The organism is Bradymonas sediminis, from assembly GCF_003258315.1.
GTDB classification, from domain to species: domain Bacteria; phylum Myxococcota_A; class Bradymonadia; order Bradymonadales; family Bradymonadaceae; genus Bradymonas; species Bradymonas sediminis.
Genome location: NZ_CP030032.1, coordinates 72,924 through 95,000 on the forward strand (window position 1 = coordinate 72,924; position 22,077 = coordinate 95,000).

General features: G+C 60.4%; 15 protein-coding genes and 2 rRNA genes (1 of these 17 cut by a window edge). 7 read left to right on the forward strand and 10 right to left on the reverse strand.

The annotated features are described in order from the left end of the window. Nucleotides 1-3: 3 nt before the first annotated feature. Together DN745_RS00240 and DN745_RS00245 are read right to left on the reverse strand one after the other, a co-directional pair. Nucleotides 4-453: a hypothetical protein gene (locus DN745_RS00240; protein ID WP_111331064.1), complete on the reverse strand. Its 450-nt coding sequence runs from the start codon at nt 451-453 to the stop codon at nt 4-6. Next, nucleotides 450-1,271 (reverse strand): tRNA1(Val) (adenine(37)-N6)-methyltransferase, encoded by an 822-nt coding sequence (locus tag DN745_RS00245; RefSeq protein WP_162687360.1) that lies wholly within the window; start codon nt 1,269-1,271, stop codon nt 450-452. Before DN745_RS00245 ends, DN745_RS00240 begins: the two co-directional genes overlap by 4 nt. A gap of 572 nt (nt 1,272-1,843) precedes the next feature. Between DN745_RS00245 and DN745_RS00250 the strand changes: the two genes are divergently transcribed. Beyond that, nucleotides 1,844-4,714, forward strand: coding sequence for an EAL domain-containing protein (locus tag DN745_RS00250; protein WP_111331068.1), 2,871 nt, complete (start codon nt 1,844-1,846; stop codon nt 4,712-4,714). 354 nt (nt 4,715-5,068) lie between these two features. Then, nucleotides 5,069-6,373, forward strand: a complete 1,305-nt coding sequence (locus DN745_RS00255; protein WP_111331069.1) for a hemolysin family protein — start codon at nt 5,069-5,071, stop codon at nt 6,371-6,373. Between the two features lie 52 nt (nt 6,374-6,425). Here DN745_RS00255 and DN745_RS00260 read toward each other — a convergent pair whose 3' ends face one another. Then, a complete protein-coding gene (locus DN745_RS00260; protein WP_111331071.1) occupies nt 6,426-7,031 on the reverse strand; it encodes an alpha-isopropylmalate synthase regulatory domain-containing protein in 606 nt (201 codons plus the stop codon). A gap of 344 nt (nt 7,032-7,375) precedes the next feature. Between DN745_RS00260 and DN745_RS00265 the strand changes: the two genes are divergently transcribed. Beyond that, a complete protein-coding gene (locus tag DN745_RS00265; protein WP_162687362.1) occupies nt 7,376-8,410 on the forward strand; it encodes a type II secretion system F family protein in 1,035 nt (344 codons plus the stop codon). A 52-nt stretch (nt 8,411-8,462) separates the two neighbouring features. Here DN745_RS00265 and DN745_RS00270 read toward each other — a convergent pair whose 3' ends face one another. The 4 genes from DN745_RS00270 to accC all read right to left on the reverse strand — a co-directional run bounded on the left by DN745_RS00270 (nt 8,463) and on the right by accC (nt 13,992). Continuing rightward, nucleotides 8,463-9,812: an NAD(P)-dependent oxidoreductase gene (locus DN745_RS00270; protein WP_111331074.1), complete on the reverse strand. Its 1,350-nt coding sequence runs from the start codon at nt 9,810-9,812 to the stop codon at nt 8,463-8,465. A gap of 321 nt (nt 9,813-10,133) precedes the next feature. Continuing rightward, nucleotides 10,134-11,849 (reverse strand): acyl-CoA mutase large subunit family protein, encoded by a 1,716-nt coding sequence (locus DN745_RS00275; RefSeq protein WP_111331076.1) that lies wholly within the window; start codon nt 11,847-11,849, stop codon nt 10,134-10,136. 67 nt (nt 11,850-11,916) lie between these two features. Further along, entirely contained in the window at nt 11,917-12,462 is a 546-nt protein-coding gene (locus DN745_RS00280) for an acyl-CoA carboxylase biotin carboxyl carrier protein subunit (RefSeq protein ID WP_111331077.1), read from the reverse strand. 3 nt (nt 12,463-12,465) lie between these two features. Beyond that, nucleotides 12,466-13,992, reverse strand: coding sequence for an acetyl-CoA carboxylase biotin carboxylase subunit (gene accC, locus DN745_RS00285; protein WP_111331079.1), 1,527 nt, complete (start codon nt 13,990-13,992; stop codon nt 12,466-12,468). A gap of 423 nt (nt 13,993-14,415) precedes the next feature. Here accC and DN745_RS00290 point away from each other — a divergent pair, with 423 nt between their 5' ends. Beyond that, nucleotides 14,416-15,345 carry a hypothetical protein gene (locus DN745_RS00290; RefSeq protein WP_111331081.1) on the forward strand — a complete coding sequence of 310 codons (930 nt, stop codon included), beginning with the start codon at nt 14,416-14,418 and terminating at the stop codon, nt 15,343-15,345. Nucleotides 15,346-15,468: 123 nt separating this feature from the next. Then, nucleotides 15,469-16,071, forward strand: coding sequence for a putative metal-binding motif-containing protein (locus DN745_RS00295; protein ID WP_111331082.1), 603 nt, complete (start codon nt 15,469-15,471; stop codon nt 16,069-16,071). Between the two features lie 94 nt (nt 16,072-16,165). Here the strand turns inward: DN745_RS00295 and DN745_RS00300 are convergent, their stop codons facing one another. From DN745_RS00300 to rsmD, 3 genes are all read right to left on the reverse strand, one after another. Further along, on the reverse strand, nt 16,166-17,347 hold the full coding sequence (locus tag DN745_RS00300; RefSeq protein WP_204355055.1) for a pyridoxal phosphate-dependent aminotransferase: 1,182 nt from the start codon (nt 17,345-17,347) through the stop codon (nt 16,166-16,168). 61 nt (nt 17,348-17,408) lie between these two features. After that, complete coding sequence (gene coaD, locus DN745_RS00305; RefSeq protein WP_111331084.1) at nt 17,409-17,888, reverse strand: pantetheine-phosphate adenylyltransferase; 480 nt, start codon at nt 17,886-17,888, stop codon at nt 17,409-17,411. Nucleotides 17,889-17,998: 110 nt separating this feature from the next. Then, on the reverse strand, nt 17,999-18,559 hold the full coding sequence (rsmD, locus tag DN745_RS00310; RefSeq protein ID WP_111331086.1) for a 16S rRNA (guanine(966)-N(2))-methyltransferase RsmD: 561 nt from the start codon (nt 18,557-18,559) through the stop codon (nt 17,999-18,001). An 857-nt stretch (nt 18,560-19,416) separates the two neighbouring features. Between rsmD and DN745_RS00315 the strand changes: the two genes are divergently transcribed. Together DN745_RS00315 and DN745_RS00320 are read left to right on the forward strand one after the other, a co-directional pair. Continuing rightward, a 16S ribosomal RNA gene (locus DN745_RS00315) occupies nt 19,417-20,953 on the forward strand. Nucleotides 20,954-21,415: 462 nt separating this feature from the next. Continuing rightward, nucleotides 21,416-22,077: ribosomal RNA gene (locus tag DN745_RS00320) — 23S ribosomal RNA — on the forward strand; it runs 2,399 nt beyond the window's last position. The 16S and 23S rRNA genes sit together here, the layout of an rRNA operon.

A 22,077-nucleotide genomic window follows, 5' to 3' on the forward strand; every position in this document is an offset into this window, starting at 1 on the left:
GCCTTAATCCAGGGCGCGTACCTCAAAGACCGGATACGCGATCCCGCGCGGGCTGGGGCGCGTCCTTGCGCCGAGGGCGCCGCGCACCAATAGGGTCTCGATGCGCGCGCGCTCCTCGGCGCCAGCGTGCGCCTTTCTAAGGGCGCCGAGCACCGCCTTGTCTCCCTCGAAATAGACGCGCGTCCAGCGCTCGTGGATATAGATCTCGTCCGGAGGGGCGTCGCATTGGCAGGGGTTTTGGCGGGCCCGAACCACGAACTCCTCGACCGACGCCGACTCCTCTGAGGCGTCTTTGACGCCCGCACGGATGGTGGTCTGACCGCGCTGAAACGCTCGCTCCTGCGGGGAGAGCGAGGGGTCGCTCGGCGTGGCGCAGGCGCCCAGCCCGGCGCAGGCGACCAGGAGCGCCGCGGTGAATAATTGTGCGTATTTTGGGCGCATCATCTCCTTCATTGCTGCGGCTCCATCGGTTCGGCGAGGGCGGCCGCGCCGTCGACGCGCCGGCGGACCTCTTCGCTATAATCGTCGGCGTTTTGGTAGATAAATAGCGGCGCACGCACCCGCATATCTGGGGAGCCGCCGCGGCGCAGCACCGACTCGACAAGATAGGCGTCGGAGTCGGCGCGCGAGTGGAAAAATCGCATCGTCTCCATCGCCAGGTCGCTCCCCTCAATGCAGCTGAGCAGCTCCGCCAGGCGAATCGGCGGCAAGATGATCTTCAGGCGGCCGCGCTGCTTCAGGATATAGCGCGCCGCGTCCACAAAATCACCCAGCCCGCCGTGCAGCTCGTGGCGCGCCGCCGCACGCTCCGGGTTCGCGCTCGGGCGGCGGTCCCCCTTTTTGAAATACGGCGGGTTGCACAGCACAAGGTCAGCCGAATGCGCGGCGAGCCCGGGGGCCGAGTCGACGCGGTTGGGCGCGCGAATGTCGCGAATATCAAGGCGCAGAGCGCGCACCTGCTGCTGAAGGCGATTCGCCTCGATATTTTGCTCCAACAGCCCGAACAGCGCCTCCTGGCGCTCGACCGCGACTACCTCAAGGTGCGGGTATTGGCGCGCCACGCACAATGACACGATGCCCTGGGCCGCGCCAAACTCGACCACGCACGGGGCCGACTGCGCCGGGGAGTCCGATTTCGGGTCCCCCGGCGGGGCGACGCCGCAATGCTCCAGGTCCGTGGCCAATAGGAGGGCGTCGAGCCCGAAGCGGTAGCCGCGTCGGTGCTGAAAGATCGTGAGCCCGGCCGCCGGCGCGTCGGCGCACTCCGACATTTCTGGCTCCGATATGCTAGGTTTCCCGATATAGTCGCGCGTCACGGGGCCGCTGTGATTATCTGGCGCGCTGTCTTGCGGTGATTTCATGAGCTTAAGAGTCGTTATGAGGAGGTTAAACGCGTGCTCTCTGCGGTCTGGACGCGCCGGGCCGGGGCTTTGCGCGAAAATTTTACCCGGCTCTCCGGGCGTGGTACACGGGACCTGGCCATATCCCACCACGAGCCGTGGGGGAGGCGCCAATTGAAAATCGTAAAAAAAGCGTTGCAGTTGAAAAAAGTCGCAGGTGCAGTACAATGCAGGCCGTTGTGATAAGTTTTGTGCCGTGAGTTCTAGGACGAACGGGTAAAATGTGGCACTCTGTCGATAGAACTCGGGCGCGCGAAAATTCGCCCTTAGGTATCGCCGGCTGGCGATGCTACCCCAAAGATGTTTCGATGCAATGCAAATCGCAACGGCTATCGTGAACCGACCGCGCGGCTGCCATGCTCGCAGCGCCGAGCATTCGCCGGCGCGACTTTTGAGCTTGCGCGCTTTTCATCAATGCGAGATAAAAAGAGTATCCTTTTGAGATGTCCAATATGAACCAGGCCGACAAAGCGCAGGTACCAGCGGACGGGCGGGATGTCTCCGTCGCGGCGCTTGCCGTGGGCTACGCCGTGGCGATGGGCGTTTGGGTATTTGGCTCTCGCGCGTTGATTGAGGCGGTCGGTTTGGATATTTCCGACTCCTTTGTCTGGCGCTTCTTGCCCGAAATCGGCGTGGTCTTGATCACCGCGGGGTTATTCTTTGGGGTGATTCGTTGCTACCAGGCGTCGCTGCGCGTGTGGAAGCAAGAGCTTCACGCCCGGGAGCGCGAGCTCGAAGGGATCGCCGCGACCGTCGCCAACGGCATCATCATCGTGGACCTCAATGACCGGATTTTGCGGGTCAATCAGGCCTTCTGCGACCTCTTTGGCTACGAATACGACGAGATTGTCGGGAAGACGACCGAGTTTTTGGCGGTGGAAGGGCAGCCGCTGGAGTCCCAGCCTCGCCAGGTGCTTGAGGCCGCCAAGAAGGCGGGGGTCTGGCACGGCCAGGTGCTGCGCTGCACCCAGGACGGCAGCGCGCTGCCGGTTCGCCTCAGCATCGCCCCAATCCTCGGCGTGCACGGCGATATCGTCGCGTTTGTCGGGGATTATCAGGATTTCCGCGCCGCGACCGAAGCCCGCGAGCATGTCGAAGGGCTCGGCGCCGTGGTCGAGAGCCTGTCCCAGGAAATGGACGTCGAGAAGTTGGGGCGAAAGGCGGTCAACGCCGCCATGTTGCTCACCGGCGCGGATATGGGCGGCGTCGCGTTGCAGAATGACGACGGCCTGATGGCCTACCGCTGGACCGTCGGCGCCACGCCCCAGGAGCAGGAAAGCCTGAGTCAGCCCTTTGACGCCGACGGCAAAATCACCGGCAAGGTGATGCAGGACTTCTGCTCCATCATCGTCGACAATTATCCAGAATCCGACCTCACCCACCGACATTTTGAGGATATCGGTTTTAGCTCGATTCTTGCCAGCCCCATCACGGTCGCCGGGGAGTGCGTCGGCGTCCTCAGCCTGGCGATGCGCGGGGGCTGCGACGGCTTCGACCAGCGCCACATCACCCTGGTTGAGGCGATCGCCCGCCAGATCGGCGTGGCCCTGCAGCGCCATGAACTCTTCAGCGAAATCCGCAAATCCGAGCGCCGCTTCCGCCTGATGGTCGAGACGGTCCCGGATATTATGTATATGTCGGGCTTCCCAAATTTCGACCTCAGTTATATCAGCCCGGCGGCCGAGACCCTATTGGGTGTCCGCATCGAAGACTGCGACGCCGACCCGCTGTTCTGGCATGAATTAATCGAGCCGGCCGACCGCGCGCGCGTCCACGAATCCATCCTCGCTCAGATCGAGACGTCGGACGAGTATATCGTCGAATATCGCCTGTGGCATGCCGACCGAAAACGCAAATTATGGTTCGAAGACCGCGGGCATGTCCGCCGCGATGAAGACGGCGAGCGAGTCTCGGTCGCCGGGGTGATGGTCAATATCACCGATCGAAAACGCGCCGAGGAGCGACTGGAATATATCGCGTATTTTGACACGATGACCGGGCTTCCCAACCGCGTGCGCTTCCTCGAAGAGCTGGAAGAAAAGATCGCGGCCCCCAACGCGGTCGGCGCGCTGTTTTATGTCGACGTCGACCGCTTCCACCTGGTCAACGATATCCTGGGCCACGAGGCCGGCGACGAGTTAATCGTCGAGGTCGCCCGGCGCCTGCGCGAAGTCTACGGCGAGGACGCGCTGCTCGCCCGACCCAACGCCGATGAGTATCTGATCTATCTGGATGGCACGAACTTCGAGGGCGATGAGGCCCAGCGAATCGACGGCGTGCGCGCTCAGGCCGACAAGTTGCTCACCGCCATGAAGATGCCGGTGAAACTGCTGGGCAATGAGTCCTTCGTCACCCTGAGCGTCGGTATCAGCCTCTATCCCAGCGACGCCGACGACGCCGACACCCTGGTCAAGCACGCCCACCGGGCGGTCAACCGCTCCAAGGAAATGGGCCGAAGCGGCTATTGCTTCTACGCCGGCGAGCTGGCCCGCCGCCAGCAGCATTTGCTCTCGCTGAACACCCAGCTTCACCACGCCTTAGAGCGCGACGAATTCCTCGTCTATTACCAGCCGATCATCGACCTGAACACCGGCGCGATGGTCGGCGTCGAAGCGCTGTTGCGCTGGAAGTCACCCGAAGACGGCATGATCTCTCCGGGCGTCTTCATCCCCATCGCCGAGGAGAATGGTCTGATCGTGCCCATCGGCGATTGGGTGCTCGACGAGGTGTGTCGCCAACTCGCTCAATGGCAGAAGCAGGGGCTCAAGCTCTACGCCGCCATCAATCTCTCGACCCGTCAATTGTGGCGAGACCGCATGGTCGACAAGATCAGCGACGCCATCAGCCGCCATAATATTTCCCCCAAGGATATCGAGCTCGAGATCACCGAGAGCGCCACCATGAAGGGCCCCAATAGCATCGAGTCCATCATGGCGCAGATGCACGAGCGCGGCCTGAATATCTCGATCGACGATTTCGGCACCGGCTACTCCTCCCTGGAGCGCCTCAAGCATATGCCGGTGCGCACCCTGAAGATCGACCGCTCCTTTGTCGACGGCGTCCCCGGCAGCCCGCGCGACGCCAATATCGTCACCACCGTGGTCCAGCTCGCCCGCAACTTCCAGATGAACTCGCTTGCCGAGGGCATCGAGACCCCGGCGCAGTGGCGCTTCCTATTAGACCTGGGCTGCCTCTTCGGGCAGGGCTTCTACTTTAGCCGGCCGGTGCCCCCCGAGCAGATCGAGGCGATGTGCCGCGAGGATAAGCGATGGTCGCTCGAGGAGGTCGAAGCGTCGCTCTTGCTTCCGACCTGAGCGGCTGAGCGCCCACCGAGTCAACCCTGATGAGCGCGCTGCGCGGCTGGTATGCGCGGCAATCGTGTCGCCCCCCGAGCCCCGATGGGCGCTTTTTTTTGCGCTCCGAGGCGTGGAGCGATACGCTATGGGCTCGATGATGGGGCTGTGCCATCGAAGGCAGAGTGTCTTTTCGAAATACTGATGATATGAAACGCTCCGGGCGCCGCGCTACACCTGCTCGCCGCCGAGCCGGTGCTCACCGACTCGGCGCGAAAATGAATAAGCCGGGGCCTGTTTTGATAGGTTGCCCGAGAGCCGCATCACTGGATGCCGACTGCTTTTACTTTTTTGAGGACCTTTAAGGACCGCTGAATGATCACGCTGAAGATAGTCGCTATAACCGTGTTGATTTTGCTCAACGGCGTTCTCGCGATGTCCGAGATGGCCATCGTTTCCTCGCGCCGCCCGCGGCTGCGACAGATGGCCAGTGACGGGAGCGTCGGCGCCAAGCGGGTGCTTGAGCTGTTGGATGACCCCTCCGATTTTCTGGCCGCGGTGCAGATCGGCATCACCCTGGTCGGCGTCCTGGCGGGCGCTTTTGGTGGTGCAGCCTTCGCCGAGGGCGTGAGCGTCTATATCGCGAAGATCGCGGTTCTTGCCCCCTATAGCGAAGGTCTCGCGTTGGGGCTCGTGGTCACCACGATCACCTACTTCTCCCTGGTCATCGGGGAATTGGCGCCCAAGAACCTTGGCATGGCACGCGCCGAGCGCATCGCGGTGATCGTGGTCCGCCCCATCCTTTTGCTTGCGCTGATCGCGCGCCCCGCGGTGCGCGTGCTCACGGTGTCGACCCACGTCGCGCTGCGACTCGTCGGGTTTAAGGGGGCCGCGCGCCGCGCCGTCACCGAGGAAGAGGTCAAGTTGTTGATCGAAGAGGGCACGCGCGCCGGCGCGCTGGAGCCCTCCGAAGAGGCGATGATGAAGCGTATCATCCGCCTGGGCGACCGCGACGTCAGCGACGTGATGACCCCGCGCACCCAGATCAAGGCGATCGACATCCGCGACTCCGACGAGGAGAGCCTCGAGAAGATCAAAAACTCCTACCACTCCTATCTGCCGGTCTACGACGAATCGAAGGACGAGATTGTCGGCATGGCCTCGGTCAAGAAGCTGTTCGGTGAGCTGAATTTGTCGGACGAGTTCAACCTGATGGGCGGCCTGCAGGAGCCGCTCTTTGTGCCCGAGTCGATGCCGGCGCTCACCGCGCTGGAGGAGTTTAAGCGCTCCGGAAAGCATATCGCGCTGGTCGTGGACGAATACGGCGGCACCGCCGGGCTGGTCACGATCATTGACCTGCTGGAGGCCATCGTGGGCGAGGTGCCCAACGAGAAAGAAGTCGGCCACCCGGAGATCGTCCAGCGCCGCGACGGCAGCTGGCTCATCGGCGGCATGGCGAGCATCGACGACTTCAAGGATGCGCTGGGGATTAAGACGCTGGAGGCCGAAGAGGAGGGCGACTTCCAGAGCGTGGCCGGGCTGGTCCTGCATTATCTCGGGCGCATCCCTACCGAGGGCGATGAGCTCGAGGCCATCGGCCTGCACTTCGAGGTCGTGGATATGGACGGGCGCCGGGTCGACAAATTGCTCGTCAGCAAGCTCAAAAAGCCGCGCACCTGATCGGGCGATTCGGCGGGGCGCAAACGCGCCCCGCCGCCACGCACATCCCGCCTCAGCGAATCTGCTCGCGAATCCGCTCCACCACCTCGCTATAAGACGTATTCTGGACCACCCGGGTCATCAGGTCGGTGTATTTTTCGACCAGATCGGTGCGCCCCTCGCTGCGATAATGCTCCAAAATCTCGTGCAGCCGCACATAGGTGCACTCGCTATTGACGAAATACTCGGCCCCCATAATCGTCGCCTCGATGCCCGCACGACTCACCGACGGCGCCTTGGCCTCGAAGTGGAAGTCGTTGCCCTCGCTATTGAGGATGCCGACCTTGGCGACCGCCGCGGCCTTGGTGGCGGTGTCGGGGCTATCATCACGCGAGACCAATCCCTCGATGGAAAACTCCGAGAAGCGAATCGACTTCAGCGACGGGTAGTCGTCGGCCATGCGTTTCTTTAGGCCATCGAAGAGCGCGTCGATCACGCCCACGCCCACACCCTCGACCTCGAAGCTCTCGTCTTTTTGGTTCGACAGGCGGCAGTGAATGTCGACGCTGCCCTGGTCGAGATTCTCATTGAGCGTGTATTGGTGGACGGTGAGGTGGAGATAATCATCCTGCAAAATCTCTTTCATCAGGCTGATCATTTTGGTCTGTTTTTCGTACATAATCGATCGCTCCTCCAATAGAGTCAGCGCGGGCCGGTCGCCAAAAGGTGTGCAATTGCGCCGCCCCTGCGCGGGGGGTGAATGCTGAGTAAAATGCGCGGTGGGTGCGCGCGGTCAAAATAAGCGACTACCAAAGCGTTCCGTATGGATGCATTATCCGAGCGATACCGATATGGTATACCGCCTGTTCGAACAAATGACGCGCGCGAAATATTCAATTTCGGCGGGGATTGCGGACAGGCGAGGCGCCCCTTTTCGCCGCCAGCGATCCAGGCAAACCAACTCAGGAGTCATTGATGGTCCCGGACCCTCACGCATACGATGCTCACAATTCGCGCGTACCCATGGACCATGATAAATCGGACGCGGTCGTTCGCGAGGGGTCGACCTACCTGAGCGACCCCGAGGCCGAGCAATTATGCCAGACCTTCGCCGACGGGCTTGAGAGCGGCATCGGCTACTCGCGCATCCTCGACATTCTGTCGCGTCAATCCTTTAATCGTAAGACAATTGATAGACTACGCGAGGCGCTTTTGGAAAGAGGCGATGTGCTGGCGGCCGCTTTTGCCCGCTACGGCGTGCTCGACCCGTCGGCGCGCAAGCTCATCCTGGTGGCCGACGAGCAGGGCGTGCTCCCCGAGACCTTCAGCCAACTCTCGGTGATCTACGGCAAGCGCTACAAGCGAAAGCGTGAGTTCGTCATGGCCATGGTCGAGCCGCTGATCCTGGTGGCCCTTGGCGTGATCGTATTCGGCAATCTGATGGGCGAGGGCTTCGTCGAGATGGCGTTGTCAGCGAACGTCGTCGAGCAAATCACCGATATCGCGATCAAGTCGCTTATCCAGTCGGCGATCCTCGCCCTTGTCTGTGGTTTTCTGAGCTACGTCTGGCTTAACCTGCCGGTCGACTTCGCCCCGCGCGACCTCTTCGCGCGCATCTGGCTGCGCATGCCGGTTGTCAGCGAGCCCGGGCGGCTGTCGGCTCTCTCGCTCTTTTGTCGCTACCTGCAGCAGTCGATCGCCGGCGGGATGACCGTCTACCAGGGGCTTGAGCTTGCCAGTGAGGCGTCCAACCACCCCGGGATCTTGAAGAGCGCCCCGGCCGCCCAGCGCATGATCGAGGACGGCCATACCCTGGCCGAAGCGCTCTACGTGATTCGGGCGCTGCCGGCCGAGGTGCTCGAGAATATCGACATCGGCGAGGCCTCCGGGCGGCTCGACGAGCGCCTGGAATACCTGGCCGACCGCTTCGAGCAGAAGAGCGTCGAGGCGTTTAAGACCCGCATGCAGGCGTATTCCAGCCTGACCCGCTACGCGGTGATTATCCTGGTCGTGGTTATGGTCTTTATGGCCGTGCTAAAGCTCGACATCGGGGTATAAAAAAAGCGCCGCCTCTCGGCGGCGCTTCTCATTTTATCCCAAACCTTGCGGCTTACTCCGCGCTACAGTCAGTCTGCTCGACCTCGATGACCCGCAGCGAGCGGATCGCCGTGGGGTCCCCCGAGATCTGGCGCGCCTTGGCGACCAGCGCGTGCAGCTGCTCCTCGGTCAGCGGCGAATCCAGGGCGTTGACGTCGTAGGCGATGCCGTAGCGCGAGAAGTCGCGGTGGCGCGACTGCAGGGTGCTCAGCCCGGCCTCATAGATGCAGTCATCGACCGCCTTCTTGGTGCCGCGCGCGTCACTATGGACCACCGCCAGGATCACCTTGGGCTTCTCCATCTCGACGCCGATGCTGACGCCCGGGGCGAAGACCGTGTCGCGCACCGTGCCGTAGCAATTGAGCATGCGCGTGGTGGTCGCCTTATGCTTGGCGATTCGCGGCTGGGCCTCCTCGGTCGCGGCGCCGATATGCGGGGTGCTATAGATGCGCTCGCTGTCGGCGTAGGGGTTGTGCCATGGGTCGCGTTTGGTGCCGGGCTCGTCGGGGAACACGTCGACCATCGCGAAGCGAATCGCGCCTTCCTCGACCGCGCGCACCAGGTCCTTGGGGTCATGCACGAAGCCGCGCGAGGCGTTGACGAAGATGCGCGGGCCGTCTTCGCCGCGGTCCTTGCCCATCTGCGAGAAATGCTCCTCGTAGTTGAGCAGCAGCTCGTTCGAGTTGCCCTGCACGTCTTCGGCCGACACATGCACCGTGACGATATCGGCCACGCGGAACGCCTGGGCGATGCTGTCGAGCGAGCGCCACCCAAGGGCCTGCCCGACCTCGCGGGCGACCTCGTTGGAGTCGTAGAAGCACACGTCCATATGGAAGGCGTTGGCCAGCTGTGCGATCTGCTTGCCGATATTTCCCAGCCCGATAATCGCCAGCGTCTTGCCGCGCAATTCGTAGCGGTGCTTATTATCCTTGCTCCACTGGTGGCGATTCGACAGGTCCACCGAATCATAGATCCGCCGGGCCATCGTGATCATCTCGCCGAACACCAGCTCGACCACCGACCAGCCGTTGCTGATCGGGTCGTTCATCACCAGCACGCCTTCGCGCGCGCAGGCCTGCTTGTCGACCGAGTCGTCGCCGATGCAGCAGAGCATGATGGCGGCGAGGTTCTCGGACGCCTGGAGCACCCGCTCGTTGATGATAAAGCGGCTGCGTTTGTAGATAAGGTCGTGCTGGCCCTCCTTGAGGATGGCCACGACTTCGTCTTCGTCCTGGGTCTCGCGCCGGTCCGGCTCGATCCCCTGCTGACGCAAATACTCATCCAGGGACGGGTCGGGCCCCTCCAGGATGAGTGCTTTTTTGAAACGACCGTTGAGATAGCGAACGCCGTCGATTTTTGCCATCTATTACTTCTCCGATAAAACCACTGCGAACTCCGGCTCGGAGTTCGCGCTCGGTTATTGATAATCTAAATCTCGCTCGTCCGGCGTATGCGCCGGGGTCGAAGCGAAGGATAATTTTAGTTTTCGAGTGTTATGGGGCTCCCATAAGGCTCGCGCATGCGCGACTGGCACGCTGTAGCACGCACCCCAGATGACGTAAAAGGCCCAATGGCGCCGAGGGCGCCGCGCGGCGCCCAGGCGGTGGGCGTCGTGTGCGCCCCGCGTCATCCAGCGTCTGCGCAGCGAAGATCCTTCCCGCCGCGCCTTTGGCGAAGCCGGGAATTAAAGGACAACGCGCTCGACATATTCCCCAAACACGCCGCGAAGGGTGTCCGAAATCTCGCCCAGGGTGACCTTCTTTTTCACCGCGTCGAGGATATAGGGCATCAAATTGTCGCTGCCCTCGGCCGCTTTTTTGAGCGCGGCGCGCGCTTCGTCGACCTGTGACATGGAGCGCGACGCCTTGAACTCGCGCAGCCGCTCAATCTGCAGGCGCCCGACCTCTTCGTCAACGCGCAGGAGCCCGGTGGGCGGGGCGGATTCGGTCTGGAAGCGGTTCACGCCGACGATCACGTCTTCGCCGCGCTCCTGGCGCAGCTGCGCCTGGTACGCGGCCTCCTGGATCTCGGATTGCTGGAAGCCGTGCTCGATGGCCGCCGGCGCCCCGCCCAGGTCGTCGATGCGCGCGATATAGTCGAGCGCCTTTTCTTCCAGGCGCGCCGAGATCGCCTCCAGGGCGTAGCTGCCCGCCAGCGGGTCGATAAAGTCGGCCACGCCCGACTCGTAGGCGATGACCTGCTGGGTGCGAAGCGCCAGGCGCACCGCGTCTTCGGCCGGCAGGCTCAGCGCCTCGTCCCAGGAGTTGGTGTGCAGCGACTGCGTGCCGCCCATCACCGAGGCGAGCGCCTGCAGGGCGACGCGCACCACGTTGACCTGCGGCTGCTGGGCGGTGAGCGTGGAGCCGGCGGTCTGGCTATGGAAGCGAAGTTGCATCGAGCGCGCGGCTTTGGCCCCGAAGCGCTCTTTGATCAGGCGCGCCCACATGCGGCGAGCGACCCGGAACTTCGCGACTTCTTCCAAGAAGTTATTATGCACGTTGAAGAAGAACGACAGGCGCCCGGCGAACTCGTCGATGTCCAGGCCGGCCTTCATCGCCGCTTCGACGTAGGCGATGCCGTTGGCCAGGGTAAACCCGAGCTCCTGGGCCGCGGTGCTGCCCGCCTCGCGGATATGGTAGCCGGAGATACTGATCGTATTCCAATTCGGCACGTCGCTCTGGCAGAACCCGAAGATGTCGGTGATGATGCGCATCGACGGGCGCGGCGGATAAATATAGGTGCCGCGCGCGATATACTCCTTGAGCACGTCGTTCTGGATGGTCCCGCGCAGCTTATCGGCCGAGATGCCTTTCTTCTCGCCCACCGCGATATACAGCGCCAAGAGGATCGACGCGGTGGAGTTGATGGTCATCGAGGTCGAGACTTTGTCCAGCGGGATCTGGTCGAATAAGACCTCCATATCCGCGATGGTGTCGATCGCCACGCCGACCTTGCCGATCTCGCCGTCGGCGCGCGGCGAGTCGGAGTCAAAGCCCATCTGGGTCGGCAGGTCGAAGGCGACCGACAGCCCCGTGGTGCCCTGCTTAAGCAGGTAGCGATAGCGCTCGTTGGACTCCGCCGCGCTGCCGAAACCGGCGTATTGGCGCATCGTCCACAGCCGGCCGCGATACATCGTCGGCTGGGTGCCGCGGGTGAACGGGTATTGGCCGGGCAGGCCGAGCGTGTCGGCATAATCCTGGGGCGCCACGCCGTCCTGGGGGCCATAAACAAGGTCGATCGGCTCGCCGTCAGACAGCTTGAACTCTTCTTTTCGCACGCCGTATTTGTCCAAAATGGGCTGCAGAATATCCGCCTCCCATTTGGCCTTGGCCTGCTCGAGCTCAGCGTGAAAATTCGCCGCGTCCTGCGCCTTCTGGCCTGCCTTCTTGTCCTCACTCATCGCAATCTCGTCGCATAGTGGGCTTTCGCCCGGTTTTATCGTGCCGCCCGGCGGTCCGGAGACTGCCTTACTCGATGCTGATCAGCACGTCCCCGACCTCGACCGCGTCGCCCTCGGCGACGTGGATCTTGGCGATATTCCCGCCGACATGCGCCTTAAGGTCATTCTCCATCTTCATCGCCTCGACGATGATGATGCAGTCGCCCTCAGCAACTTCGTCGCCCTCGGCGCACGCCACCGACACGACCTTGCCGGCCATGGGGCTGACGAGGTCCGGACCGTCGGCCCCGCGCGAGCCGACACCGGCGGCGCGCATGCGTCGCTGGCGCTCGTTGAGCACCTCGACTTCGTGAAACTCACTGCGCACCTGCACCGCCTGCACGGCGTCTTGCTGGCGCACGGTCGCGTCGTAGCTCTGGCCCTCGACGATCATCTGCAGGCGCCCATGCTCGGGAGCGTAGGCGTCGACGATGAGCTCGCGCCCGTCCGGGGTGACCAGGCGGTAGCGCCCATCTTCAAGGGTCTTAACCTCGTAAGAGCGCGGCTGCGCGGCCTCTTCGCCCTCGGCGACGTCGCTCTCCACTGCATCATTATTGATAAAATATGTGGCCATTGCTCAATACCTCCCAAGTGCGCGAAAGCGCCCCAATTGTTTCCAACCCGATCCGGTCGACTTGCTCGCGGCGCCGGCGTGGGCCGAGCCTGTCGCGCCGCCTGCGGCGATCGCTTCGTCACGCCGGTGCGCGGCGATGACCGCGGCCCATTCGGCCTGCTCCTCGAATTGCTCCTCGGGCTTCTCGCGCCCCAGCATCATCTTGGGCACGAACTCGGTGTCGTATTTGCCCTCGATAAACCCGGGGTGGTCGAGCACTTCCTGGTGGAAGGCGATATTGGTCGTGATGCCCGTGACCACCATCTCCGAGAGCGCGCGCTTCATGCGGCGGATGGCCTGGTCGCGGTCTTCGGCCCACACCACCAATTTCGAGATCATCGGGTCATAATGCACGCTGACCGTCGCCCCCGAGTACACTCCGCTGTCCTGGCGCACGCCGGGGCCGTGGGGGTCGCTCAGGTAGGTGATCTTGCCCGGCGAGGGCATGAATTTGTTCTCGGGATCCTCGGCGTAGATTCGGCACTCGATCGACGCGCCGCGCCGGCTCACGCCGCTCTGGTCAAACGGAAGCGCCTCGCCGTTGGCGATGCGAACCTGCCAGCGCACCAGGTCCAGGCCGGTGATCATCTCGGTGATCGGATGCTCGACCTGCAGGCGCGTATTCATCTCGAGAAAATAGAAGTTCTGGTCCGCGTCGAGCAGGAACTCGACCGTGCCCGCGCCGATATAATCGACGGCTTTGGCCGCCATCACCGCCACTTCGCCCATCTTGCGACGGGTCTCTTCGTGCAGCGTGGTGCAGGGGGTCTCCTCGATGATCTTCTGGTGGCGACGCTGCACCGAGCAGTCACGCTCATAGAGATGCACCACGTTGCCGTGGCCGTCGGCGAGCACCTGAATCTCAACGTGCTTGGGGTCGATGACGTATTTTTCGACGTATACATCGCCGTTGCCAAAGGAGCTGAGCGCCTCGCGGCGTGCCCCCTCAAAAGCGGCGATAAAGTCTTCGGCGTTATCCACCCGGCGCATGCCTTTTCCGCCGCCGCCGGCGGCCGCTTTGACCAGGACAGGAAAGCCCATCTTTTTGGAGATCTCGAGCGCTTCGGCCGCATCTTCGATCGCGTCCTTGGTGCCCGGGACCAGCGGTACGCCCGCCTTCTCCATCAGCGTGCGCGCGCGGGTTTTCTCGCCCATCGCGATGATCGCGTCGGGGCGCGGGCCGATAAAGACCACGCCGGCCTCGTCGCAGGCACGCGCGAAGTCCGCGTTTTCACTCAAAAAACCATAGCCCGGATGAATCGCCTGGGCGCCGCTTTCTTTGGCAACCTGCAGGATTTTATCCGCGCGCAAATAACTCTCTGCGCTCGCCGCCGGGCCCACGCAATACGCCTCGTCCGCCATGCGTACATGCAACGCCTGACGGTCGGCTTCCGAGTAGACCGCCACCGACGCGATTCCCATCTCGCGCAATGAGCGCATCACTCGAACTGCGATCTCTCCGCGGTTCGCCACCAACACTTTTGTGAACATGAAACACTCCAAAAATTATGAGCTAACTCGTCGCGGGCGACGTTAGCAGACCGCCCGAATAGCGACAACTACGCTTCAGTTAAGGGGCTTTTATACGAATTCGCCCGCATTGAAAACGCCGCGCTGAGACTGCCCTGTCCTGCGCGCGATAAAATTGCGCAGATCGTATCGCTATGATAGGGCTATAGGCACAACTCGGATTAGGTTTGGCGACGCACGTACCTCGCCCCTGAGTTACCCTCAAATATTCTTATTAGAAATGATGACCGATGCTGCCCCATATTTTGGTGTTAGGCGGCGGTTTTTTTTACCACTGAGAACGTACGAACCATGGCCGATATTACTTCCACACGTATCCACCTATTAGTACTCGTCTGCTTGCTTATGCTCGCACCAGCTTCCGCTATCGCACAGGACGACGTCATGGATTTTGGCGTCGAGGAAGTCGAAGAAGAGTTCGACGACGACGAAGCCATGGACTTTGGCGCCGGCGAAGTGGGCGAAGACCTGCGAGCTGGCAACGGTCAGTCGTTTCGACTGGGCGTGGTAATGATCCCCTCCGACGCGATGAGCAGCCAGGAGCGCAGCGAGCTGCAAGGGAAGATGCGCGAATCCGCAGGGGCGGCCAAAAATTACGAACCCCTCGACGGCAGCGAGATCCTCAATCGTCTCGACGAAGAGGGCATGGAGAGCTGCATCACCGAGCCGCTGTGCTTGGCCGGTGCTGGCGAAGATGCCGGCGTTGACCGCATCCTGATGGGCCGGCTGCGATCCACCCCGGCGGGGCTGGTCCTCACGGTCGACCTCTTCGACGTGACCAATAAACTCTTCGTCGAATATGCCACCGCCAGCGGCGTGTCGGGCTACAGCGCCGTGGTCGACTCGGTCGACAAGACTGTAAAAGACGTCTTCGGCATCCGCGTGGAGCGCGCAGCGCCCAACTACGCTGACGAGGCATCCACCGGCACGGTCCAGCGCGTGATGGCCTACTCGACCGCGGGCATCGCGGTCGTCGCCCTGGCCGGCGGCATCTATTTCGGCATGGACGCTGCCAGCCTGGAGGACGAGGTCCTGGCGGCGAAGGTCGACGGTGGCTTCACCATCAGCCAGGTCAGCGCCACGCGTAAGATCCGCGACGCTGAAGACAGCGCCCTGACCGCAAATATTCTGTACGGCGCCTCCGCCGGTATGGCCGTCGTCAGCGCCATCCTCTTCATCGTGGAGCCCGGCTCCGACGTCGCCGAGCCCGACGACCGCCGCCGCCGCCGCCGCGCGGGGCTGCTCGAGAAGATCGACTTCACCCCGCAGGTCGGCCTTGGCCGGGTTGGGATGTCGGCCGGGTTCGAGTTTTAAGAGCGTCTAGATACGCAATACGCTTTTTGAGATACTTAAAGACACAGCGCGTGACCCGCCTTGCCGGGCGAGCGCCTCGCTCGCCCCTTCGAGTTACGCTGAATTTAACCGACGAGTCACCTGATGCATTATATTAAAATCATCCTCTTGAGCCTCTGCGTTCTCCTGGCCTCGGCCGGCTGCACGGTGGCCTTTGATACCGAGCAAGAAGATATCTTCCCCTGCGAAAGCGACGATGCCTGCATCGATGGCTATGAGTGCTCGCCGGATAATTTCTGCGTGAAGACTAAATCCGGGCCGATCGAGTCTCCGGACTGCGAGGACAAGGATGAGGATGGCTATGGCGTCGGCGCCGACCGCTCGAAATGCCAATTCCCCGAAGAGGATTGCGATGATAACAATCCGAACGTTCACCCCAATAATACCGAGACCTGCGACGGCGTAGACAATAGCTGCGACGGCAATATCGACGTCTTCACCTGCCCGGGGGGCGCCGCGATTGAGTGCGGTAGCGCGCCCGAGGGCGGAAACGATGTCAAATTCGCCTGCGTCGACAAGCAATGCGTACTGGTCCACAAACTGCAGACCACCCCCGAATGCCAGGCGATCGCAGCTTCCTGCAACTCCGCCGAGAAGGCGTTCACCTATGAGTCCGGCGGCCAGACCTATAATCTGACCGACGAGACCGGCGCGCTCCAGGGCCCGATCGCAAATGTTTGCGGCTGAGCGTAGAGCGACAGGTTTCTGACCCAAAAAAGCCGGCGCGCCCAATCAGATGATGGGCGCGCCGGCTTTTTTATGCGCAGCTTCTGGCGAAGGGTCAGGCCGAGGCGAGGGCCGCGCGAATACGCTTGAGGCCTTCTTCGATCAGCGCGTCGCCGGTGGCATAGGACATGCGCAAGAAGCCGGGGGCGCCGAACGCGGAGCCGGGCACCAGCGCGACCTTCGCGGTCTCGAGCAGATACTCGGCGAGCGCCATATCGTCGGCGAAGCGCTCGCCGATATGGGCCGAGAAATCGGGGAATACATAGAACGCGCCGGCCGGCGTGGCGCACTCGACGCCGTCGATCGCATTCAACCCGTCGACGATAAGGTCGCGGCGGGTCTTGAAGATGTCGCGCATCTCCTCCAGGACCCCATCCGAGAGCTTGAGCGCCTCGATCGCGCCGTATTGGGCGAAGGTGGTGGCGTTCGAGGTTGACTGGCTCTGCAACTTCGCCATCGCCGAGATGATCTCCACCGGGCCGATCGCGTAGCCCAGGCGCCAGCCGGTCATCGCGTAGGTTTTGCTGAAGCCATTAAAGGTGACGGTCTGCTCGGCCAGCTCGGGCACCTCATTGACCAGATCCGGCGCGATATCCCCGCTATAATAGAGGCGGTCATAGATCGCGTCGAAGAAGATCACGACATCATCGCGGGTCTTCAGGACTTCTCCGAGCGCCCGCAGCTCCTCAGCCGAATAACACGCGCCGGTCGGGTTGGACGGCGAACACAAGACCACGCCACGAACCGCCGGGTCTTTGAGCTGCTCGGCGAGCTGGTCGGGCGTGACCTTGAAGTCGGCGGAGGCGTCGGTCTCCACGGTCACCGGCTCGGCGCCCGCCAACTTCACCTGCGCCGGGTAGCTGACCCAATAGGGCGCGGGGATCACGACCTTGTCGCCTTCCTCAAAGAGCGCCTGGGTCGCGTTATACAACGCCTGCTTGCCGCCGACCGTCACGACCACCTGCGACGCGTCCACCGTGCGACCGCGCTTCTTATAGTCCTGGGCGATCGCCGCGCGCAGCGCGGGGACACCCGGGGTCGGCACATATTTTGTCTTCCCCTCATCCAACGCCTGCTTCGCCGCCTCGAGGATCGGCCCGGGCGTGTTGAAGTCGGGCTCACCCGCGCTAAAGCTGATGACGTCGATGCCGTTGGCGACCATCTTCTTGGCGCGCGCCGAGATGGCGAGGGTCGGGGAGGGCTCAACGCGGTTAATTCGTGCGGATAATTTGATCAATTCATGGCTCCTTCGGCCAACCCGCCAACATCGAGGCGGGTCGCAATATGGGGGATCACTATTATTTGGAAAATTTCTCGATCAGCTTCTGTTCGACATGCGCCGGGACCACGCCCTCAAGCTTGCCCCCGAATCGCGCGACTTCCTTGACCAGGCTCGAGCTCACGTAGAAGTCGCTCTCCTCGGTCATCATGAAGACGGTGTCGATCTCATCGTCGAGCTTGCGGTTCATATTGGCCATCTGCAATTCGTATTCGAAATCGCTGATCGCCCGAAGCCCGCGCAGGATCACTGGAACATTGCGGCTGCGCGCGTATTCCACCAACAACCCGTCGAAGGTATCGACCTCCACCCGATCGTCGGGGAAGGACATTTTAATCAATTCCGCGCGCTCTTCCACGGTGAACAGCGGCGTTTTGCGAATATTAACCGCCAGCGCGCAGATAACTTTATCAAAAACGCGCAGGCCACGGTTCAGAATGCTCACGTGGCCATTGGTCAACGGGTCAAAGGTGCCGGGGTAAATCGCGATGCGGGGCATAAGAGATCTCGAGTCTTAGATAGTGTCAGAATTACGGGCGAGCCGATGGTATAGAAGAGGCTGCCAAATAAGAAGGGGGGGGCGGCGTGTGAACGCATTAATATGCGCGCTCAGTCACCACTATCCAGCGGGGCAATCTGGCGACGGAAAAACGACAGCCGGGTGGAGCCGTAGGTCCGCTCATCTTCCAGTACGAAGCCTTCCACGCGGACCTGCGGTTCGTCGGACTGTTGTTCCAGGACGACCATCGTTTGATCGGTCACGCAGCTCGCCTTGACCATGGCCTGCAGCGCGGCGACTCCCATCTCTTTACTATAGGGCGGATCGAGCAACCAAAGATCGGGATCGTGGGTGATCCGCGACAGTTGGCTCGTAAACGCTCCTCTTAATAGGGTAGCGTCCGAGGTCGCGTCGAGCCGATCGATATTCTCGGCGATGATATCGGCGGAGGCGTTATTTCGCTCGATAAAATAGCAATGCGCCGCCCCCCGGCTGAGCGCCTCGCACCCGAGCGCGCCGGTTCCACCGAATCCATCGACCACGATCGCGCCATTAAGATCGCCGAGGATCGAGAACAGCGACTCTCGGACGCGAGCCGGCGTCGGGCGGATGTCGTAGGTATCCGGGCTTTTCAACGTCTGACCGCGCTTGCGGCCTGCTATAATGCGCATAAACCATATCTCATAAGAAGGGCGTAAAATTACTTGCCCATTATGTGTAAGTTTAGCTTGACCTCAAGTCCAGTTCGTATATGTTGCGCCTCCCGTCGACGAGGAATATCGACTCGATGGGGCAGCAACCAGAAGCACTTCAGACGTTTTTGAAACGCTTCGAAAAAGAATCAAAAAGGTTGTTGACAGGCTGGTAGCTCGCATGTAGAACCCGCCTCCCGCTGACGCAAGTCAACGGGAAATCAAGTCGCCCAGAAGGGCCCGGGCGAAAGTTCGGCACTTCGAAAAAGAATCAAAAAGGCGCTTGACAGGCCGAGGTTAAGCAACTAGCTTCCGCCGCTCGCTGATGAGAAAGCTTCTCGGTAACGAGAAAGCGAAACTCGGAAAGCGCTCTTTGAAAACGGAATAGAAGTTCAGACAAGACGGCACGTCTTGAAAAGAAGAAGTGCTCTTTGTTTGGCGAATGTGTTGTGCAGACGAATTGTTCTGTCGTGTGACGCGCGCTCCTCGGTCCGAAGTGGTTTACCACTCGCCAGGGAGCTCGGACGTAGATGCCCGAAGCGCGTACGACTCGAGTGCAAGGTGTTTGAAAGTGGGGCTTTTGACAGGTCCCCGAATTTCACATCGCTTTATCCTTTCGGGGATGAAAAGTGCTCGGTTATCAATCGATAAAAAACCTGTACGTGGTTCATCAAACAAAGTTCACATATGAATGTCATCATTTCTTCTTTCGTTTCACTGGTTCTTAGGAACTGCTGAATCGAAAAGACGTGTTAACGCATAAGTGATCGCTTTAACGTTACCCTGCGACCCGTCGTGGGGTGATTGATTAATATAAAATGATGAGCTCATCTCCAAAACTGGAGAGTTTGATCCTGGCTCAGAACGAACGCTGGCGGCGTGCTTAACACATGCAAGTCGCACGAGAAACGGGGCTTCGGCCCCCGAGTAAAGTGGCGAATGGGTGAGTAACACGTGAGTAACATGCCTTGGAGCGGGGGATAACCATCCGAAAGGGTGGCTAATACCGCATAAGACCCCACCGACTTCGGTCGGAGTGGTCAAAGCCTTCGGGCACTCCAAGATTGGCTCGCGGACCATTAGCTAGTTGGTGAGGTAACGGCTCACCAAGGCAGTGATGGATAGCTGGTCTGAGAGGACGATCAGCCACACTGGGACTGAGACACGGCCCAGACTCCTGCGGGAGGCAGCAGTGGGGAATCTTGCGCAATGGGCGAAAGCCTGACGCAGCAACGCCGCGTGTGTGAAGAAGGCTTTCGGGTCGTAAAGCACTGTCAGAAGGGAAGAACGCCCACATTGTTGGGTTTGACGGTACCTTCAAAGGAAGCACCGGCTAACTCCGTGCCAGCAGCCGCGGTAATACGGAGGGTGCAAGCGTTGTTCGGAATCATTGGGCGTAAAGCGCGCGCAGGCGGCCATTTAAGTCTGATGTGAAAGCCCGAGGCTCAACCTCGGAGGTGCATTGGAAACTGGATGGCTTGAGTCCAAGAGAGGTTAGTGGAATTCGTGGTGTAGGGGTGAAATCCGTAGATATCACGAGGAACACCAGTGGCGAAGGCGACTGACTGGATTGGTACTGACGCTGAGGCGCGAAAGCGTGGGGAGCAAACAGGATTAGATACCCTGGTAGTCCACGCCGTAAACGATGTTCACTAGTTGCTGGGTCAATTGAGATTCAGTGGCGAAGCTAACGCATTAAGTGAACCGCCTGGGGAGTACGGCCGCAAGGTTAAAACTCAAAGGAATTGACGGGGGCCCGCACAAGCGGTGGAGCATGTGGTTTAATTCGAAGCAACGCGAAGAACCTTACCTGGATTTGACATCCCGCGAATCCCTCTTAATAGAGGGAGTGCTCTTCGGAGAGCGCGGTGACAGGTGCTGCATGGCTGTCGTCAGCTCGTGTCGTGAGATGTTCGGTTAAGTCCGGCAACGAGCGCAACCCCTATCTTTAGTTGCCATCAGGTTATGCTGGGCACTCTAGAGAGACTGCCGGAGTGAATTCGGAGGAAGGTGGGGATGACGTCAAGTCCTCATGGCCCTTATATCCAGGGCTACACACGTGCTACAATGGTCGGTACAAAGGGCTGCTAACTCGCGAGAGTGTGCCAATCCCAAAAAACCGGCCTCAGTTCGGATTGCAGTCTGCAACTCGACTGCATGAAGCTGGAATCGCTAGTAATCGTGGATCAGCATGCCACGGTGAATACGTTCCCGGGCCTTGTACACACCGCCCGTCACACCATGGAAGTCGTTTGCTCCAGAAGTCGGTGACCCAACCTTTCGAGGAGGGAGCCGCCGAAGGAGTGGATGGTGACTGGGGTGAAGTCGTAACAAGGTAGCCGTAGGGGAACCTGCGGCTGGATCACCTCCTTTAAGGAGCTATATTTAGCTTCAATACGATTCGTATCTACATATGTCTCGCAACGATTGGTCCTACAAAGCGCATTTTTAGCTTTGATGGACGTGCCGTCTTGTCTGAACTTCTACGCCGTAAAGAAAAAGCGTAGCGATTTAGGTTCTTTGAAAATTGCATAGGACAGTGTCTTTTGAGAAGTTTTGACTTCTGGTGTTACATTTCGCCAGGAATCGTTAAGAAACTTCGAATCAGGCATCTTCCATATTTTTTATTCGATTCGACACAACGGCCTCGGCCCGCGTTGAGAAGAGATGAAAGAAATATGAAATAAATCGATTAAAACTGGTCCGATGGACCCTGGAATCGAGCAAGTTTTCTAAGAAAGCTTGATCGTGACTAGGTCCAACGAGACATAGAAACATCAAGCGAACTTAGTATTCAAACGAGCCTTCGGGCGAGTTTGGATAGAAATATACTTAGATTAAGTAACAAAGGGCGTACGGTGAATGCCTAGGTGTTTGCTAGCGATGAAGGACGTGAAAGGCTGCGATAAGCAGCGGGGAGCCGCCAAATAGGCCTCGATCCGCTGATTTCCGAATGGGGCAACCCAATCTGGCGTTAAACCCAGATTATCCTTTAGATGAATACATAGTCTTTAGGAAGCGAACCCGGAGAACTGAAACATCTCAGTACCCGGAGGAAGAGACATCAATTGAGATTCCCTTAGTAGCGGCGAGCGAACGGGGAAGAGCCTAAACTACGTGAGTGTGATAGCCCGCAGGCGTTGCTCACGTAGGGTTGTGGGACGTATATCCCTGGTATTGCGGTGCCAGGCTGGAGTTACAAAGTAAATGCATAGTCAAACGGTACTGGAAAGACCGGCCATAGAGGGTAAAAGCCCCGTCGACGACATGTGTTTGCCTCCAGTTATACGCTCCCGAGTACAATGGGGCACGAGAAATCCTGTTGGAAGCTGGGTGGACCATCATCCAAGGCTAAATACACGCAAACAACCGATAGTGCACAAGTACCGTGAGGGAAAGGTGAAAAGAACCCCTATAAGGGGAGTGAAATAGACCCTGAAACCGTACGCCTACAAGCAGTGGGAGCACGATGTTCATCCTTCGGGATGGACCGTGTG

Coding starts and splice junctions, on each gene's coding strand:
- DN745_RS00240 (WP_111331064.1), bottom strand. CDS start 453: ATGAAGGAGATGATGCGCCCAAAATACGCACAATTATTCACCGCGGCG.
- DN745_RS00245 (WP_162687360.1), bottom strand. CDS start 1,271: ATGTCGGAGTGCGCCGACGCGCCGGCGGCCGGGCTCACGATCTTTCAG.
- DN745_RS00250 (WP_111331068.1), top strand. CDS start 1,844: ATGTCCAATATGAACCAGGCCGACAAAGCGCAGGTACCAGCGGACGGG.
- DN745_RS00255 (WP_111331069.1), top strand. CDS start 5,069: ATGATCACGCTGAAGATAGTCGCTATAACCGTGTTGATTTTGCTCAAC.
- DN745_RS00260 (WP_111331071.1), bottom strand. CDS start 7,031: ATGTACGAAAAACAGACCAAAATGATCAGCCTGATGAAAGAGATTTTG.
- DN745_RS00265 (WP_162687362.1), top strand. CDS start 7,376: ATGGACCATGATAAATCGGACGCGGTCGTTCGCGAGGGGTCGACCTAC.
- DN745_RS00270 (WP_111331074.1), bottom strand. CDS start 9,812: ATGGCAAAAATCGACGGCGTTCGCTATCTCAACGGTCGTTTCAAAAAA.
- DN745_RS00275 (WP_111331076.1), bottom strand. CDS start 11,849: ATGAGTGAGGACAAGAAGGCAGGCCAGAAGGCGCAGGACGCGGCGAAT.
- DN745_RS00280 (WP_111331077.1), bottom strand. CDS start 12,462: ATGGCCACATATTTTATCAATAATGATGCAGTGGAGAGCGACGTCGCC.
- accC (WP_111331079.1), bottom strand. CDS start 13,992: ATGTTCACAAAAGTGTTGGTGGCGAACCGCGGAGAGATCGCAGTTCGA.
- DN745_RS00290 (WP_111331081.1), top strand. CDS start 14,416: ATGGATTTTGGCGTCGAGGAAGTCGAAGAAGAGTTCGACGACGACGAA.
- DN745_RS00295 (WP_111331082.1), top strand. CDS start 15,469: ATGCATTATATTAAAATCATCCTCTTGAGCCTCTGCGTTCTCCTGGCC.
- coaD (WP_111331084.1), bottom strand. CDS start 17,888: ATGCCCCGCATCGCGATTTACCCCGGCACCTTTGACCCGTTGACCAAT.
- rsmD (WP_111331086.1), bottom strand. CDS start 18,559: ATGCGCATTATAGCAGGCCGCAAGCGCGGTCAGACGTTGAAAAGCCCG.